General features: G+C 62.9%; 19 protein-coding genes and 1 tRNA gene. 14 read left to right on the top strand and 6 right to left on the bottom strand.

The window, feature by feature from the left end; translation table 11 throughout:
• Nucleotides 1–14 precede the first annotated feature (14 nt).
• Both tyrS and QHC67_RS07880 read left to right on the top strand, forming a co-directional pair.
• Nucleotides 15–1,232, top strand: a complete 1,218-nt coding sequence (gene tyrS / locus QHC67_RS07885; RefSeq protein ID WP_319292970.1) for a tyrosine--tRNA ligase — start codon at nucleotides 15–17, stop codon at nucleotides 1,230–1,232.
• Between the two features lie 127 nt (nucleotides 1,233–1,359).
• Complete coding sequence (locus QHC67_RS07880) at nucleotides 1,360–1,698, top strand: PilZ domain-containing protein (RefSeq protein ID WP_319292968.1); 339 nt, start codon at nucleotides 1,360–1,362, stop codon at nucleotides 1,696–1,698.
• A gap of 9 nt (nucleotides 1,699–1,707) precedes the next feature.
• Here the strand turns inward: QHC67_RS07880 and aroB are convergent, their stop codons facing one another.
• On the bottom strand, nucleotides 1,708–2,817 hold the full coding sequence (gene aroB, locus QHC67_RS07875) for a 3-dehydroquinate synthase (RefSeq protein WP_319292966.1): 1,110 nt from the start codon (nucleotides 2,815–2,817) through the stop codon (nucleotides 1,708–1,710).
• Entirely contained in the window at nucleotides 2,814–3,377 is a 564-nt protein-coding gene (locus QHC67_RS07870; protein WP_319292964.1) for a shikimate kinase, read from the bottom strand. Before QHC67_RS07870 ends, aroB begins: the two co-directional genes overlap by 4 nt.
• 120 nt (nucleotides 3,378–3,497) lie before the next feature.
• Between QHC67_RS07870 and QHC67_RS07865 the strand changes: the two genes are divergently transcribed.
• From QHC67_RS07865 to QHC67_RS07845, 5 genes are all read left to right on the top strand, one after another.
• Nucleotides 3,498–3,683: a hypothetical protein gene (locus tag QHC67_RS07865; protein WP_319292962.1), complete on the top strand. Its 186-nt coding sequence runs from the start codon at nucleotides 3,498–3,500 to the stop codon at nucleotides 3,681–3,683.
• Between the two features lie 8 nt (nucleotides 3,684–3,691).
• The gene (locus QHC67_RS07860) at nucleotides 3,692–5,527 is read left to right on the top strand and encodes a hypothetical protein (RefSeq protein WP_319292960.1); all 1,836 of its coding nucleotides are present in this window, start codon (nucleotides 3,692–3,694) and stop codon (nucleotides 5,525–5,527) included.
• A gap of 3 nt (nucleotides 5,528–5,530) precedes the next feature.
• Nucleotides 5,531–6,427 (top strand): tyrosine-type recombinase/integrase, encoded by an 897-nt coding sequence (locus QHC67_RS07855; RefSeq protein WP_319292958.1) that lies wholly within the window; start codon nucleotides 5,531–5,533, stop codon nucleotides 6,425–6,427.
• Nucleotides 6,428–6,437: 10 nt separating this feature from the next.
• A complete protein-coding gene (locus tag QHC67_RS07850) occupies nucleotides 6,438–7,382 on the top strand; it encodes an acetyl-CoA carboxylase carboxyltransferase subunit alpha (RefSeq protein ID WP_319292956.1) in 945 nt (314 codons plus the stop codon).
• Nucleotides 7,383–7,451: 69 nt separating this feature from the next.
• Nucleotides 7,452–8,930, top strand: coding sequence for a M48 family metalloprotease (locus tag QHC67_RS07845; protein WP_319292954.1), 1,479 nt, complete (start codon nucleotides 7,452–7,454; stop codon nucleotides 8,928–8,930).
• 80 nt (nucleotides 8,931–9,010) lie between these two features.
• Here QHC67_RS07845 and QHC67_RS07840 read toward each other — a convergent pair whose 3' ends face one another.
• Together QHC67_RS07840 and QHC67_RS07835 are read right to left on the bottom strand one after the other, a co-directional pair.
• Nucleotides 9,011–9,175 (bottom strand): Flp family type IVb pilin, encoded by a 165-nt coding sequence (locus tag QHC67_RS07840; RefSeq protein WP_319292952.1) that lies wholly within the window; start codon nucleotides 9,173–9,175, stop codon nucleotides 9,011–9,013.
• A 152-nt stretch (nucleotides 9,176–9,327) separates the two neighbouring features.
• Complete coding sequence (locus QHC67_RS07835) at nucleotides 9,328–9,489, bottom strand: Flp family type IVb pilin (RefSeq protein ID WP_319292949.1); 162 nt, start codon at nucleotides 9,487–9,489, stop codon at nucleotides 9,328–9,330.
• A gap of 90 nt (nucleotides 9,490–9,579) precedes the next feature.
• Here QHC67_RS07835 and QHC67_RS07830 point away from each other — a divergent pair, with 90 nt between their 5' ends.
• Complete coding sequence (locus tag QHC67_RS07830; RefSeq protein WP_319292947.1) at nucleotides 9,580–10,002, top strand: (deoxy)nucleoside triphosphate pyrophosphohydrolase; 423 nt, start codon at nucleotides 9,580–9,582, stop codon at nucleotides 10,000–10,002.
• On the opposite strand, the gene QHC67_RS07825 is transcribed toward QHC67_RS07830, so the two are convergent.
• On the bottom strand, nucleotides 9,999–10,865 hold the full coding sequence (locus QHC67_RS07825; protein ID WP_319292945.1) for a class I SAM-dependent methyltransferase: 867 nt from the start codon (nucleotides 10,863–10,865) through the stop codon (nucleotides 9,999–10,001). The two genes, QHC67_RS07830 and QHC67_RS07825, sit on opposite strands and share 4 nt — an antisense overlap.
• Before the next feature lie 67 nt (nucleotides 10,866–10,932).
• Between QHC67_RS07825 and QHC67_RS07820 the strand changes: the two genes are divergently transcribed.
• The 6 genes from QHC67_RS07820 to QHC67_RS07795 all read left to right on the top strand — a co-directional run bounded on the left by QHC67_RS07820 (nucleotide 10,933) and on the right by QHC67_RS07795 (nucleotide 14,471).
• The gene (locus QHC67_RS07820) at nucleotides 10,933–11,694 is read left to right on the top strand and encodes a ComF family protein (RefSeq protein ID WP_319293035.1); all 762 of its coding nucleotides are present in this window, start codon (nucleotides 10,933–10,935) and stop codon (nucleotides 11,692–11,694) included.
• Between the two features lie 48 nt (nucleotides 11,695–11,742).
• A complete protein-coding gene (grxC, locus tag QHC67_RS07815) occupies nucleotides 11,743–12,000 on the top strand; it encodes a glutaredoxin 3 (protein WP_319292944.1) in 258 nt (85 codons plus the stop codon).
• A 4-nt stretch (nucleotides 12,001–12,004) separates the two neighbouring features.
• Nucleotides 12,005–12,835, top strand: a complete 831-nt coding sequence (locus tag QHC67_RS07810; RefSeq protein ID WP_319292942.1) for a carbon-nitrogen hydrolase family protein — start codon at nucleotides 12,005–12,007, stop codon at nucleotides 12,833–12,835.
• Complete coding sequence (locus tag QHC67_RS07805) at nucleotides 12,832–13,305, top strand: DUF1178 family protein (protein ID WP_319292940.1); 474 nt, start codon at nucleotides 12,832–12,834, stop codon at nucleotides 13,303–13,305. The genes QHC67_RS07810 and QHC67_RS07805 overlap by 4 nt, the downstream gene beginning before the upstream one ends.
• A gap of 52 nt (nucleotides 13,306–13,357) precedes the next feature.
• Nucleotides 13,358–13,434: transfer RNA gene (locus tag QHC67_RS07800), tRNA-Arg, on the top strand.
• A gap of 245 nt (nucleotides 13,435–13,679) precedes the next feature.
• Nucleotides 13,680–14,471, top strand: a complete 792-nt coding sequence (locus tag QHC67_RS07795) for a hypothetical protein (RefSeq protein WP_319292938.1) — start codon at nucleotides 13,680–13,682, stop codon at nucleotides 14,469–14,471.
• A gap of 30 nt (nucleotides 14,472–14,501) precedes the next feature.
• Here the strand turns inward: QHC67_RS07795 and QHC67_RS07790 are convergent, their stop codons facing one another.
• Nucleotides 14,502–15,380, bottom strand: a complete 879-nt coding sequence (locus QHC67_RS07790) for an alpha/beta hydrolase (RefSeq protein ID WP_319292936.1) — start codon at nucleotides 15,378–15,380, stop codon at nucleotides 14,502–14,504.
• Nucleotides 15,381–15,532 lie beyond the last annotated feature (152 nt).

Here is a 15,532-nt window from a genome sequence, read left to right as displayed (position 1 = left end):
AAGCGCGCCGCGCTATGAGCCCATACACATCCGATCTCCTCCGCTTACTCGACACACGCGGCTACATCCACCAGCTAACTGACGCGGCTGGCCTGGATTCGCTCGCAAATAAGGAGATCGTGCCGGGCTATATCGGTTTCGATCCGACTGCGCCCTCGCTCCATGTCGGCAGCCTCGTCCAGATCATGATGCTTCGCCGCCTGCAACAGGCCGGGCATAAGCCGATCGTGCTGATGGGTGGCGGCACCGGCAAGATCGGCGATCCGAGCTTCAAGGACGAAGCGCGCAAGCTGATGACGACCGAAACCATCGCGTCCAATGTCGCCAGCATAAAGCGCGTGTTCGAGAAGTTCCTGACCTTCGGCGATGGGCCCAGCGACGCGGTGATGGTCGACAATGCCGACTGGCTCGACAAGCTGGAGTATATCCCGTTCCTGCGCGACATCGGCCAGCATTTTTCGGTCAACAGGATGCTGAGCTTTGATTCGGTGAAGACCCGGCTGGACCGCGAACAGTCGCTTTCCTTCCTCGAATTCAACTACATGATCCTGCAGGCGTATGACTTCCTCGAATTGTCCCGCCGTTCGGCGTGCCGGTTGCAGATGGGCGGATCGGACCAGTGGGGGAATATCGTCAACGGCATCGAACTATCGCGCCGCGTCGATGGCACGCAGGTCTATGGCCTGACGACGCCGCTGATCACTACGGCCGACGGCGGCAAGATGGGCAAGACGATGAACGGCGCGGTATGGCTCAACGCCGATGCCTTGCCCGCCTATGACTACTGGCAGTTCTGGCGCAACACGCAGGATGCCGATGTCGGCCGTTTCCTTCGCCTGTTCACCGATCTGCCACTGGATGAAATCGCCCGGCTGGAAAAGCTGGAAGGCGCGGAAATCAACGACGCCAAGAAGATCCTGGCCGACGCCGCCACGGCCATGGCGCACGGCGCAGACGCAGCGACCGCGGCTGCGGAAACCGCACGAAAAACCTTCGAGGAAGGCACGACCGACGCAAACCTGCCGACCGTCAGCCTCATCGCAGGTGCGTTGAACGTGGTGCAGGCGAATGTCGCGCTCGGATTTGCCACATCCAACAAGGAAGCCCGCCGAAAGATAACCGAAGGCGCGATACGCGTGAACGGAACTGTCGTCACCGATCCGTCTCACCCGCTGCATCCCGGTGACAAAGTCAGCTTCGGCAGCAAGAAGCATGGCCTTGTTGCCGCCTGATACAACTTTTGGATAATTTCCGAGCAATTATAAAAAGATAGTATAGCTTCGTTAACCAGCACCATTCACTCAGTGTCAGCACCAGCCAGCATATCAACATGGCAGGGCACTGAAAAAGGGATGTCAAGTGACGAAGCCACTACAGGCACTGAAAGCCGCTTCCCCCGCAACGTTGCGGCGCGCCGAGCGCGATCTTGTCGACTTCGGGACCCGTGCTGCCAGCCGGTCGGGCATGCATGATGTCCACATCGTCAACGTGTCTCGACTGGGCCTGATGGGGCGTGTCGCTTCCTCCGTTGCGGCAGGCGACAAGCTTCTGTTCGAACTGCCTCACGTCCGCCGTATCGAGGCGGTTGTGCGATGGGTGGAAGATGGCAGGATCGGCGTGGAATTCGCCCGCCCTATCGAACCGGATCACTATAGCGCGATGCTCGCCTACATGCCCGCGCGGCAGACCAACTGGTAAACGCGGCCCTCAATATTCAGCGCGTTCCTCTTCAAGGAATGCGCTGACATCCGCGAGATCGACATCCTTGGCCAGGAAAGTCTGACCGATCCCGCGCGCCAGCAGGAACGGCAGCTTTCCACCAGCCATCTTCTTGTCATGAAGCATATGCGCAACCAGTTCCGAAGCCGAACCGCGCACATGGGCCGTTGCAAGATCATGCGGCAGGCCCACCGCTTGCAGATGCGCTGACACCCGTGCGGCATCCTCAGCCGTGCACAACCCCTGCCGCGCCGAAAAGCGAAACGCCAGCGCCATGCCCGCGGCCACGCCTTCGCCATGCAGCAGCGTGTCGGAAAAGCCGGTATCGGCTTCCAGCGCATGACCGAAAGTGTGCCCGAGGTTCAACAACGCACGCCGCCCGCTCGTCTCACGCTCGTCATCCGCGACAATAGCGGCCTTCGCCCGCACGCTCTTTTCGATGGCATAGGCCCGCGCCGTGCGATCTCCCGCGATCAGCGCAGGACCGTTCGTCTCACACCATTCGAAGAAGGCAGGATCGTCGATCAATCCATATTTCACTACTTCCGCATAACCTGCCGCGACCTCCCGCGCAGGCAAAGTCTCCAGCGTTGAAGGATCGATCAGCACGAACGCAGGCTGATGAAACGCGCCCACCAGATTCTTGCCCGCAGCGCTGTTGATCGCCGTCTTGCCGCCAACGGAGCTATCGACCTGTGCGAGCAAGGTCGTCGGCACCTGCACGAAATGGCAACCGCGCTTCAGGATCGATGCCGCGAATCCCACGAGATCGCCGATCACCCCGCCACCCAGCGCAACAATATGATCGCTGCGTTCGACTTCCAGCGCCAGCAGCCGGTCCAGCAACGCTTCAAGGAACGTCCAACTCTTGGTGCCTTCGCCCGAAGGCAGGACGATCGGCTCTATCGAAACGCCGTCCGCCGCAAGGCCACTCTCCAGCCGCCCGAGTTGCGCCGCCGCCACATCGTCATCCGTCACGACAACCAGCCGCCCGCCCCGCGCGAACCGCGCCAGATGTGCAGCGGCTTCATCCAAAGCGCCCTCGGCAATCACGATGTCATAGCTGCGCGCGCCAAGGGTCACGGGAACGGTCGTCATGCGTGCAGGGCCTTTACGATGGTATCCACGGTCGCTTCATGAGGCGCAGCGACGCTGCGCACATGGATCGGCGCGAGCGCGTATACGGGATTGCGGATGGCCGAAAGCTCGAACAGCACGTCGCGGGCGTTGCGCCCTTTCAGCAGAGGCCGTCCCTCGCGCCGCGATACCCGGTCCACGAGAACGTCGATGTCCGCGTCCAGCCAGATCGCCGTCGCGCACTCCAGGATGAGGGCGCGCGTTTCCTCCTGTATGAACGCGCCGCCGCCTGTAGCGATCACCTTGGGGACGCCATCGATGAGGCGCGCGATCACGCGGCGCTCTCCATCGCGGAAATGCGCCTCGCCATAGCGCTCGAAAATCTCGGTGATCGTCATGCCCGCCGCTTCCTCGATGGCTTCGTCCGCATCGACGAAGGGAAGCCCCATGCGCGCAGCCAGCCGCTTGCCCACGGTCGACTTGCCGACGCCCATCAATCCCACGAGGACGATCGGGCGCTGCTTTGCCGAAGCCTTGCCGCCCTCCGTCGGCGCGGGTGTGGATTTGCTGTTTCGCTGCATGGCGAGCGGGGCTATACAGCCAGCCGTCCGGAAGGGCAAAAGCCGATTTCGAGGCGAAACGACAATCGCTGGCAGCCATTTTGCTGGTAAACGGGCATCCAGTCGCCCTAAGAAAGTGTCATGAAGATCAAACGCCAGAACAGCAGTTTCGAAAGCCGCCCGCGTCGGCGCAGCAACTTGCCCCTGATACCCATCGTCCTGCTGATCCTGCTCATTGGCCTGATCTGGCTGATGTGGACGCGCGGTGGCGAACAGCCGCAGTCGCGCGTGGAAAAGGCCATTCCCGCCGAAAAACTGGGTAAATAGGCTTGCCCTTGCCGCGTCGTCGCATCCTTCTGATCGCAGGTCTGCTGGCAGGCGGCGCCGGTCTGGCGCTAACCGTGCCGGTGCTCGATGCTGGCTTCGCGCAGGAAGCACCCGAATCGCTGCTTCCGCCCGGCTTTGGCGACGCGCCACCGCCTGAGCAGCCGCGCCCCGGCACGCCGCAGGCACCCACTTCGACGCCGGCACCTGGGCAGCCGGCGATGATTCAGCCCATACCCAGCCTTGCGCTGACCTTGCCGGACAACGCCTCGAACGCTGCGGACGAAGTCGCGCTGACCGAAGAGGAACTGGCGGCGCAGGCGGCCAAGTACGACTTGCCGGAAAACGCACACCGCTCCCTCGATCGCATCGGGCCGCTGACACCCGAAACGCGTGGCTTGGCTCCCAATGCTTTCGGACGCCAGTCCGGCCAGTTCCTCGCCATCCTGATGAAGCAGGCCCACGCGCCGTTCGCTTCGCGCTGGGCATCAATCCTGCTGCGCCGCGCGCTCCTGTCCGCGACGGATACGCCCGGCGACATCGACGGCGCGGATTTCATCGCAGAGCGCGCATGGCTGCTGCTGCGCATGGGCGAAGCGGATGCCGCGCGGATGCTGGTGCAAAGCGTCGATCCGGATCGTTTCACGCCCCGCCTCTATGCCGTGGCGATGCAGACCTATCTGGCCACAGCCGATCCGGCTGGCCTCTGCCCGCTCTCCGCAGGCGCGCTGAAGACGAGCGACGAACCGGGCTGGCAACTTTCAAAGGCCATCTGCGCGTCCTTCTCCGGCGATCAGGGTTCGGCGAGCGGCGCGCTCAATCAGGCGCAGCGGCGGGGAACAGCGCGCGGCATCGACTATCGCCTTGCCGAGAAGGTCGTCGGCGCAGGCTTCAACGCGCGCCGCTCTGTGAAGATCGAATGGGAAGGCGTCGACAGCCTAACTGCCTGGCGCTTCGGCCTCGCGACGGCCACCAACGTCCCCATTCCAGCGGCGCTGTGGAGCACCACTGGAGCCCACGTCCGCGCATGGGAAGCCCGCGCGCCTACTCTCTCCGCCTTCCGCCGTTGGGATGGCGCGAATGTCGCAGCGCGGCTCGGCGTGTTCTCCAATACCGCGCTGGTCGATTATTATGGCGACGTCGCATCGGACCCCGACATCACGGATACGATCCGCGACCGTGTCGAGGCCCTTCGCACCGCCTTTACCGGCGGATCGGCCAATGCCCGCATTGATGCAATGCGAACCGTATGGCGGACCGAGAATAACGGCGTCGATTATGCCGGGCTCATAGCCGTAGCCCGCGCCGCCGCCGCTCTGCCGCTGGTTGGTGCATCGGGCGAAGACGTCGCGCACCTGATCGCCGCCATGCTGAGCGCCGGTTACGACCGCAGCGCCGCGCGATGGGCTGGCACTCTCGGGCAACTGGACGGCGATGGGGCGGAAGATGCCTGGGCGTTGTTGGCGCTCGGCGCACCCACTCCTGCAGTGGACATCAGCAGCGATCGCGTATCGTCCTATATGCAGGCAGCCGGACCCGAGAAGGGCCGGATGCTGCTGGCCGGTCTCGCCGGGCTTAACCGGTTCTCCGCCGCCGACACTGCCTCGCTGGCATCGGATGCGGGGTTGGTGCTGGCGCCGCGCAGTCGCTGGGCGCGCGCGATCAGCGCTGCCGCGCAACGCGGCGAGACCGGCACCGTGGCGCTGCTCGCAGGGATGGGCATGCAGGTTCCGGACTGGAAACTGGTCCCGCCTGCCCATCTCTACCACATAGTCGCGGCACTGCATCGCGTGGGGCTCGATCCGGAAGCGCGGATGATCGCGGCCGAGGCCATAGCACGGCTTTAACGGGTGTCCGCCGACGCCCCTCTGATCGACCGCTTCCTTGAGATGATGGCCGCCGAACGCGGCGCGGCTCGCAACACCCTGATCGCCTATCGCACCGATCTTCTGGCCGCATCGGAGGCTATAGGCGGGCTGGAAACAGCGGATAATGCACGCTTGGGAACCCTCGCCGCGCTCTGGTCGCAGCTTTCCGGCTCGACAGTCGCCCGCAAGGCATCCGCCCTGCGCGGCTTCTATGCCTTTCTGCAAGAGGAAGGGTTTCGCCCCGACAACCCCGCCACGGCCCTGCCCCGCCCGGCATTGCAGCGGTCCTTACCCAAGATATTGAGCGGCGCGGACATCGATCGCATCTTCGCTGTCATCGAAGAAAGGCTCACCGCCGCCAATCCCTCGCCCCAGGACCTGCGCCTCTCCGCGATGATCGAACTGCTCTACGGCTCCGGCCTGCGCGCAACCGAATTGGTGTCCCTGCCCCGCCGCGCCCTTGCGACTGACCGCCCGTTCCTGATCCTGCGCGGCAAGGGCGGACGGGAGCGGATGGTGCCGATTTCCGACCGCGCACGCGCCGCCGTCGCCAACTGGTCCGCACTCGTTCCCAGTGACGCTTTGTGGCTGTTCCCGTCGGGCAAGAGCCATTTGAGCCGCATCCGCCTCTACCAGATGGTGAAGGACCTCGCCGCCGCGTCCGGCATCGCGCCGGAGCGTGTCAGCCCGCACGTGCTGCGCCACGCCTTTGCGACGCACCTGCTGGAAGGCGGCGCGGACCTGCGTGCCCTGCAGACGATGCTCGGTCATGCCGACATCGGCACCACGCAAATCTACACGCATGTCGAAAGCGCCCGCTTGGTGGCGCTGGTCAACAGCCGTCATCCCCTCGTTGACCTGAAGCCGCGCTCGTCCTAACGCCAGCGCCATGGTCAGTTTCCTCGATTTCGAAAAGCCCATCGCCGCTCTGGAAGCGCGCATTTCCGAACTGCGCGAAACCGCGCGTGAAGGCGATCTCTCCATTGACAGCGAGATCGACAAGCTGCAGCAGCGCGCCAACAAGATGCTGGGCGACACCTATGCGCGGCTGACGCCCTGGCAGAAGACGCAGGTGGCGCGGCACCCGGACCGCCCGCATTTCAAACATTATGTGGCCGGCATATTCGACGAGTTCATTCCCTTGGCGGGCGATCGCGCCTTCGGCGACGATCAGGCGATACTTGGCGGCTTTGCCCGGCTCGACGGCAAGCGCGTGATGGTGATCGGCCACGAAAAGGGCGACGACACGGCCAGCCGCCTGAAGCATAATTTCGGCATGGGAAAGCCGGAGGGGTATCGCAAGGCAATCCGCCTCATGCAACTGGCGGACCGTTTCGGCCTGCCGGTAGTGACGCTGGTAGACACCTCGGGCGCCTTCCCCGGCGTGCAGGCCGAAGAACGCGGGCAGGCGGAAGCCATCGCCCGCTCGACGGAGCAGTGCCTCGCCTTGGGCGTCCCCATGGTCGCAGCCGTTGTCGGCGAAGGCGGATCGGGCGGAGCGGTCGCACTGGCCGCCGCCAACCGTGTGCTGATGTTCGAGCATGCCGTATATTCGGTGATCTCACCCGAAGGCTGCGCCTCGATTCTGTGGCGCACCGCCGACAAGGCGAGCGACGCGGCTACCGCGATGCAGGTGACGGCCCAGCACCTCCACGCGCTGAAGGTTATCGACGCCATCATACCGGAACCCAAGGGCGGCGCGCATCGCGTTCCTGCGGAGGCGATCGCCTCGCTCAAGGCTGCCCTGATCACCCAACTCGATGAATTATCGGGCCTGGATGCAGTCGCTTTGCGAGCCAATCGCGCAGACAAGTTCCTGGCAATGGGAACCTGAACCCCTCTCTCCGCTTTTCCTGATGACGGCTCCGGCCTATGCTGGCTGGATGACAAAAAGGGGACGAGGGTGCGTAAAGGATTGAAGGCGGCGGGATACGGAACGGTCTTGGTCGGCGCGCTATTGGCTTTACCCGCCGCGACCGGCCAGCAAAGGGCGGTCTCCACTGCCTCCTCGATCAGCGCGCAGGATAAGGCCGAGGGCGCAAAGGCTCATCCACAATTGCTCCAGGAATTCGGCGGCCCTTATGCAGGGCCACAAGCCGCCTACGTGACGACGGTAGGGCGCAGGATAGCCGTGCAATCAGGCCTGTCGAATGCGCAGGGCGACTTCACGATCACCTTGCTCAACTCTCCGGTAAACAATGCTTTCGCCATACCCGGCGGCTATGTCTATGTAACGCGCCAGTTGATGGCCTTGATGAACGACGAAGCCGAATTGGCTGGCGTCCTCGGCCATGAGGTGGGTCATGTCGCTGCGCGGCACGGCCAGCGCCGCCAGAAAGCCGCAACCCGCAACGCCATTGGCGGAACCCTGCTTCAGGTGCTTGCCGGCGCGGTGCTCGGCGATTCGGGGCTCGGCAATATTCTGCAACAGGGGATCGGCACCGCCAGCCAGGCGCTGACGCTCAAATTCTCGCGGAGTCAGGAGTATGAAGCCGACGACCTCGGCGTGCGCTATCTGGCCAATGCAGGCTATGATCCGCGTGCCTTGTCCTCGACACTGGCATCGCTAGCCGCGCAAAATGCCCTTGATCAGCGGCAGATTGGCAGCAGCCGCACGGTTCCCGAATGGGCAAGCACGCATCCAGATCCTGCCGCGCGCGTGAGCCGCGCGCTACAGCGCGCCAACGCAACGGGCGCGCGGAGCACCTTGCGCAATCGCGATGCATTCCTGGCCGCGCTGAACGGGACGCTGTATGGCGACGACCCGCAACAGGGCGTGATCGTGGGCCAGAAGTTCAGCCACCCTGGACTGAAACTCTCTTTCACGATCCCCTCAGGCTATACGATGGAGAACGGCACGTCGGCCGTGAGCATAACCGGAGCCAATGGCCAGGCGCGATTTTCCGGCGGCAGCTACAATGGCGATATGACAGCCTATATCGGCCAGGTTTTCAGCGACCTCGCAAAGAACGCCTCGATCAACCCGGACGCGATCCGGCGCACGACGATCAACGGCATACCAGCGAGCTACGCCAGCGCCCGCGCCAACGCGCAGTCCGGGCCGGTCGATGTCACTGTCTTCGCCTATGAATTCGCACCGAAGACCGCCTATCACTTCATCTTGATAACGCCAGCAGGACGAGGCACGGCACCATTTGATCCCATGCTCACCTCCCTGCAGCGGCTAAGCGCGCAGGAGATTGCCGCCATCAAGCCGCGGCGTATAAATGTCGTGACTGTCAAAGCAGGCGACACGGTGGCGTCGCTTTCCGCGCGGATGGCCTATCCCGACTATCGGGAAGATCGATTCCGCGTGATTAACGCCTTGCCATCAGGCGGAACCGTGCGTGTCGGTCAGAAGGTGAAGATTGTTACGTTCTGAGCAGAAGTTAAGTAGAAAAGGGCGGCAGGTTACCTGCCGCCCTCTCGATACCACGCCAAGAAGGCAAAAGTATCATTAGATTACTTGTTCATGTTATTTGCGACCTTGTAGAAGGTATTGGTCAGATTACCGCCAAGGCTCGACATTGCGGTGATCGCGGCAACGGCGATCAGAGCAGCGATCAGGCCGTATTCGATAGCCGTCGCGCCCTTGTTGTCCTTGATCATCTTACGAATATGCATCATGTCCGTCTTCCCTTCGTCGTGCTGGCAGTTGAGTCAAGCCTCTGCCGTGATATTCAACCGCTCTCGCAGTTCAGTAAGCGGGTAAGGCCTGTTTAGGTGAGGTAGGTTTCTAAACTTTTAACGCCACGCATCTATTTGTCAGATATCTATAGTTAATGCTTGCTTACTTCGTTGGCGACATTGCCCCACATGTTGTTCGTCTTGGTGGCAACTTCTTTAAGCGCCGCCAGCATCGCCAGAACGATCATCGCGCAAATCAGGCCATATTCCACGGCCGTTGCGCCGCGTTGCGAAGCCATCAGGGCCGAACTCATGAATTTCCGGACAATGTCCCGCACAGTCGCTCCGCCTCTTGCCGCCGCCACGCGGAGGTGTAAGGCATTCGCCGTTAATAGATTGTTATGATGGCCAGCGAAAAACCTCTTTCAGCCTCTCTCCTGCACGTCGTCGCGGTGGCCCTTGTGGATGCCGACGGCCGCGTTCTGTTGCAGGAGCGGCCACCCGGCGGGTCCCTCCCCGGCCTCTGGGAGTTTCCGGGCGGAAAGATCGAACCGGGCGAAACACCAGAGGCCGCGCTCGTGCGTGAGCTGGAGGAGGAACTCGCAATATCGACGCACGCGAGTTGCCTCGCCCCGGCGGCATTCGCCAGCGAAGCGCTGGGCGACCGTCACCTCGTCATGCTGCTTTACGTTTGCCGCAAATGGTCGGGCATTCCCCAGGCGCGCCATGCAACCGCGTTGCAGTGGCTCCGCCCCGCTCAAATGTACGCTGTTCCCATGCCCAAAGCCGATCTGCCCCTGATCGGATTGCTCGACGCGCTGCTTTAATCCTTCTTCGGCCTGAGGGCAGCGGCCAGCGAAACCGTCGCGCTCCCTCGCCGCGCCGGAGCAGGCTGGCTGGCGTCGGGCTTCCACCCCGAAAGGTACGCAATCGCAAATCGCTCGGGCGTTTTCCCGTCAGGCTCCGCTGCCTGCGCGAACAGTTCAGCAGCCTTGCCCAGCACGGATCGCCTCAGAACAGGCGCACGGGACAGCAGCATGTTCGATGCCGCCATTCCCCTCAAGTCGTCCAGCAGCTGAAACAGCGACCGATATCGCACCGTCAATGTTTCGCCGTCCGCCACCGGCATGGCGAAACCCACCCGGCTCAGGAGATCACCCGCCGAGCGCACATCGATCTGCGGATGGATATGCTGCCCCACCCGGTCGCCCTCAGCCGCCATCAGCGAGGCGCGCAGTACCGGCAAGGAGCCTGCGCCAAAGAACGACGCGAGCAGAAGCCCGTCGGGCCGCAATATCCTGCGCATCAGCAAGAGCGCGCCGGGCAAATCATTGACGCTGTCCAGCGTTCCGCACGCCACCACCAGATCGAAGCTCTCGTCGGCGAAGGGCAAGGCGTCCTCATCCGCCTGCACGCCGCCGCATGCTGCCGCCGCATTGGCATAGCCGGGATCGGTGCATATCACTCGCTTGCCAAGCGCCCGCAACCTCGCAGCCAGATGGTCGTCCGAGCATCCAATGACGAGCACATCGGCCAGATCCCGCTTCACGTCCGCCAGCCGGTCGATCAACTCGTCAGCCATATGGCGATACAGGAAATCATGCGCCGCGAAGTTCGCCGCCGCGCGGTCCCGCCGCATGGCGCGCACAGGCCGGTCGAAGATTTCAGGGGCTTGCGGCGCAGTGGACATGATAGAAGTACCGATCGATAGAAACGCGACGCCTTGTGCTCCGCCGCTGCTCGGGGAACAAGAGGGGATGCAGGTTCTTACACGCCCCCTCGCCCGATTGATGCGTCCGGTTGTCGATTACGCGCTGCCTCCACGGTGCCCCGGTTGCGGCGTGATCGTCGAGGACGACCATCGCTTCTGCCTGTCATGCTGGAGCGGAATGCAGTTCCTGGGGAACCCCTGCTGCGATCGATGCGGCATCCCTTTTCCCTACGACATGGGCGAGGGAGCACTGTGCGGCGCATGCATCGCCGAGCCGCCCGGTGTCGACCGGGCCCGCGCCGTGCTGGCTTATGGCGATGTCGCTCGCTCCGTCGCCCTGAAGCTCAAATATGGCCGCCGCATCGGCCTTGCCAAGCTGATCGCGCAGCAGATGGTGCGTCATGTGCCTACGGAGAACCGACAGGATATGCTGATAATAGCTGTGCCGCTGCATCGCTGGCGGCTGTGGTGGCGCGGTTTCAATCAGTCCGCCGTGATCGCGGACCATCTGTCCAACCTCACGGGCGTTCCGGCGGACAAAGAGCTGTTGCTGCGCACGCGACGTACGCCGCCGTTGCGGGGAATGGGGCCCAAGGCACGGCACAAGATGCTACGAGGCGCGTTCGAGCTTGCGAAACCAGCCCCTGCACGACTGAAAGGCCGGACCGTCATCCTGATCGACGACATCCATACGAGCGGCGCTACTGCAAATAGCTGCGCCGCTACATTGCGGAAAGGCGGGGCGCGGTCCGTTCATCTCCTGTGCTGGGCGCGTGTACTACCCGATGCCGAACCACTCACCGATTGACAAAGCACGGCCTACTCACAATCTGGAGCCAAAGGAGCACGATTTTTCATGGCGCACGTCGAGATCTACACGAAGGCTTTTTGCGGATACTGCGCGCGTGCAAAAACGCTGCTTGGCCAGAAAGGCGTTGCATTCGAGGAGTTCGACATCACAATGGGCGGCGAGAAGCGAGCCGAAATGCTCAAGCGCTCCAATGGCGGCTCCACCGTTCCGCAAATCTTCATCGACGGCACGCATGTTGGCGGAAGCGACGATCTTGCCCGCCTCAATCGCGAAGGCAAGCTGGACGCCTTGCTGGGTCTATAGGGCTGTGCGCGCCGCAATATTCCAGATGACGAGCGGGATAGACCCTGCCGAAAACGCGCAGGCCATCGCGGGCGCGATCCACCGCGCCGGCGCCGATGGGGCGGACATCCTGTTCACGCCCGAAATGGCCGGTTATCTGGACAGAGACCGAACACGTGCAGCCGAGCGCATCACGGATGAAGCCGGCAATATCGTGCTGTCTCAGGTCCGCGAAGCCGCAGCCAAGGCAGGCATCTGGATACATCTGGGTTCACTCGCCTGCGCGGACGATCGCGCAGATGGCCGGTGGAGCAATCGCTCCTTCATGATCGACGACCAGGGCGCCGTCCGCGCGCGGTACGACAAGATACACTTGTTCGACGTCGACCTTGCAAGCGGAGGAAGCTGGCGGGAATCATCGGTCTATGCCCCCGGTGAGCGGGTTGTCGCGGTCGACACGCCATGGGCAAGAATGGGGCTCTCGGTCTGCTACGACCTGCGCTTCCCCGACCTGTATCGCGCGCTCACCAATGCCGGTGCGACGGTCCTGCTCATTCCTGCGGCATTCACCGTTCCCACCGGAGAGGCGCACTGGCACGTCCTGTTAAGGGCGCGGGCGATCGAAGCAGGCGCTTTCGTGATCGCCTGCGCGCAGACCGGCCAACATGCCGACGGGCGCGTGACCTATGGCCACAGCCTTGTCATCGATCCCTGGGGCGAGATCATCTGCGACATGGGCAGCGATCCCGGCGTGCAGATCGTGGACCTTTCGCTGGACAAGATCGGCGATGTGCGGTCCAGAGTACCAGCCATCGCAAACCGCCGCCCCATAAATGAAGCTGTAATATTCTCATGATTGTCTACGATCTGAAATGCGCACGTCACGGCCATCCTTTCGAGGCCTGGTTCGGCTCGTCAGCAGATTATGAGGATCAGCGCAGCCGCGGCCTGCTGAGCTGCCCAACCTGCGGCGATGTCGATATCGAGAAGGCCTTGATGGCTCCGGCCATTCCGACGAAGGGGAACCGCAAGGCCGAGCCTTCGTCACAGCAGATCGTCATGGCTCAGGGCCCGCAGGCAGTCGAGGCGACGAAAGCCCGTGCAGTCCTGGAACAACTGGCGAAGGCACAGAGCGAGGCGCTGAAAGACTCCGAATGGGTCGGGCGGCAATTCGCCGACGTGGCCCGCGCCATGCACTACGGCGAGCGCGATCATTCGGCCGTGCATGGCGAAGTTGCGCCCGATGAAGCCCGCGCGTTGGTGGAAGAAGGCGTGCCGGTAGCACCCCTCCCCTTCCCGGTCGTTCCCCCCGCGAAGCAGAACTGACCGCAAAGCCGCGTTGACCCGAGGCCGCCCCCGACATAGATGCGTAAGCGGAGCACCCGTAGCTCAGCAGGATAGAGCATCAGATTCCTAATCTGAGGGCCATGGGTTCGAATCCCGTCGGGTGCACCATTTTCAGATTTGATGCGTCGGTTCACAAGCTGTCGAGAAAAATCCCGACGGTCCAAAATGCGTCTGGGCCTTGCGCTATCCCCAAGCGCCCCGTTCGTCCTGCCGCAAGCAGTTCGATGGTGCGGAACCTAAATGGCATTCTGGATATCTTTGGCCTAGACCGCTCCGGCGCGTCTCCCGCGTCGGCGACGTGACACGGGAAGGCGTATGTCGGATCACGGTCAGGACGAACAAGGGAGATAAAGATGCGGGTTGCCCGGCCGCCGTTACGTCATGTCTCGATTGCCGCCGCGCTTCTGCTTGCCAGTTGCGCAAAGTCGCCGCCTCCGACTTTCCCACCCCCGCAAGTGATCCCCACGGTCATGCCCATGCCTCCGATGGGCGCGGCGGAGAACCTGGATCTGCCGGATGTCGATGCGCAGGGCCAATACATCACGCCCAACCGGAACATGACGGGGCAGCAGGCGCTATGGCATGTCCGGATGGCGCTGAACGTCGCGGCGCTCAGTTGCCGCGACGCGGGCGACATCATGGGGATCGAGTATAACCGCATGCTGCGCATCCACGCGCTGCCGCTGGCGCAGGCAAATTCCGTGGCCGACGCCACCTATGCGTCGAGATACGGCGTCGACGCCACCACCATGCGCGACAAGATATACACGGTTGTATACAACTATTTTGCCCTGCCCCCTGCGCAAAAAGCCTTCTGCCCTGCGGCCCGCCAGGTCGTGACCACGATCAACGGCCTGACGCCGGACGCGCTGCTCGCCTACACCCCGCAAGCGCTGCAAATACTGGAAAAGCCATTTCAGGATTTCTGGGCGGCCTACGCCGATTATCTGCGGCGGCTGGAAGAATGGCGCCGGCGTTTCGGCACGCCCTCGGTGCAGGTCTTGCCCTGCCCTGCAAACGATCCGGTATGTTCCGGTCAGGCTCCGCCGCCTCCCGTAGCGCCGGGTGGCTTCACCGGCACGCCTCCGCCCCTGATTCCCGGCATATCTCAGGCTCGCCCACCCGATATCACGCCGCCGAACTAGATCGGGATTCCCTTAAAGACCGGTGGCCTCTCACTCCGGCTCTGAACTTAGAAATTCGCGCAGTTCGCTGACGAACGCATCGAAACGGTCGTGCTGCACCCAGTGACCGGCACCCTCGAAACTGGTTACACGCGCATGCTTGAAAGCCGCCGCGCGGCCGTTCTCGACGGGATGTTTCGCCCAGCTATCCGCGCCATGCACAAGCCAGACCGGGCAGTCGATGGCATTCCACAGCGCCCGCAGTTCTTCATCGCTGATGTCGACGGGCGAACGCGACCGCATATAGTTATCGTACTTCCAGCTATAGCTGCCGTCTTCATTGCGGCTAACGCCATGCACCGTCAGATGTCGGGCCTGCTCTTCCGACAAATGCTTGTTCTCGGCCACCATTCTGGCCAGCGCATGCTCCACGGTCTCGTACCGGCGTGCAGACCGGCCGCTTAAAGTGCGCCGCTGTTCGATGAAGGAGCGCCAGCGATCCGCCACGGGCTGAACATCGTCTTGATCGGAAAGGCCGATGCCCTCGATCACCGCCAGATGGTGAACGCGCTCGGGGTACAATCCTGCATATCTCAGCGAGATCGCTCCACCCAGCGAGTGCGCGACGATCGCCACCGGCCCATCTGTCAGTTGATGGATCAGTTGCGCGAGGTCGGAGACGAAAAACGGCGCAGTATAAGCACCATCCGGAGACCAGGCGCTATCCCCATGTCCGCGCAAGTCAGGCGCCACCACATGCCAGTCGTGACGCAGGGCACGAGCCACCCAGTCCCAGCTGCGCGCATGATCCATGCCGCCGTGGACCAGGATCAAAAGCGGCGCTTCCTTATTGCCCCAGTCCGCATAACTGAGCTTCAGCCGCTGGGAAATGAAGCTGTGCGAGGTTGGACCGATGTCATCGACAGCCATGATCAAGTCCCCCCGCAAACGAAACAAGGCACGCCTCTAATACGGAGTCGCCGCCGCCGTCTACCGAAGCGTACAGGGCCGGGGCCGGGAAACGCGCTATGGCTCTCCATAATCTTTCGTTTGAAACCGCCGCCTGTCATGTCAGGCCGCCA

The sequence above is a fragment of the Sphingobium sp. genome (assembly GCF_033795625.1).
Lineage (GTDB): Bacteria > Pseudomonadota > Alphaproteobacteria > Sphingomonadales > Sphingomonadaceae > Sphingobium.
This window is presented reverse-complemented; position numbering and strand designations above follow the sequence as displayed.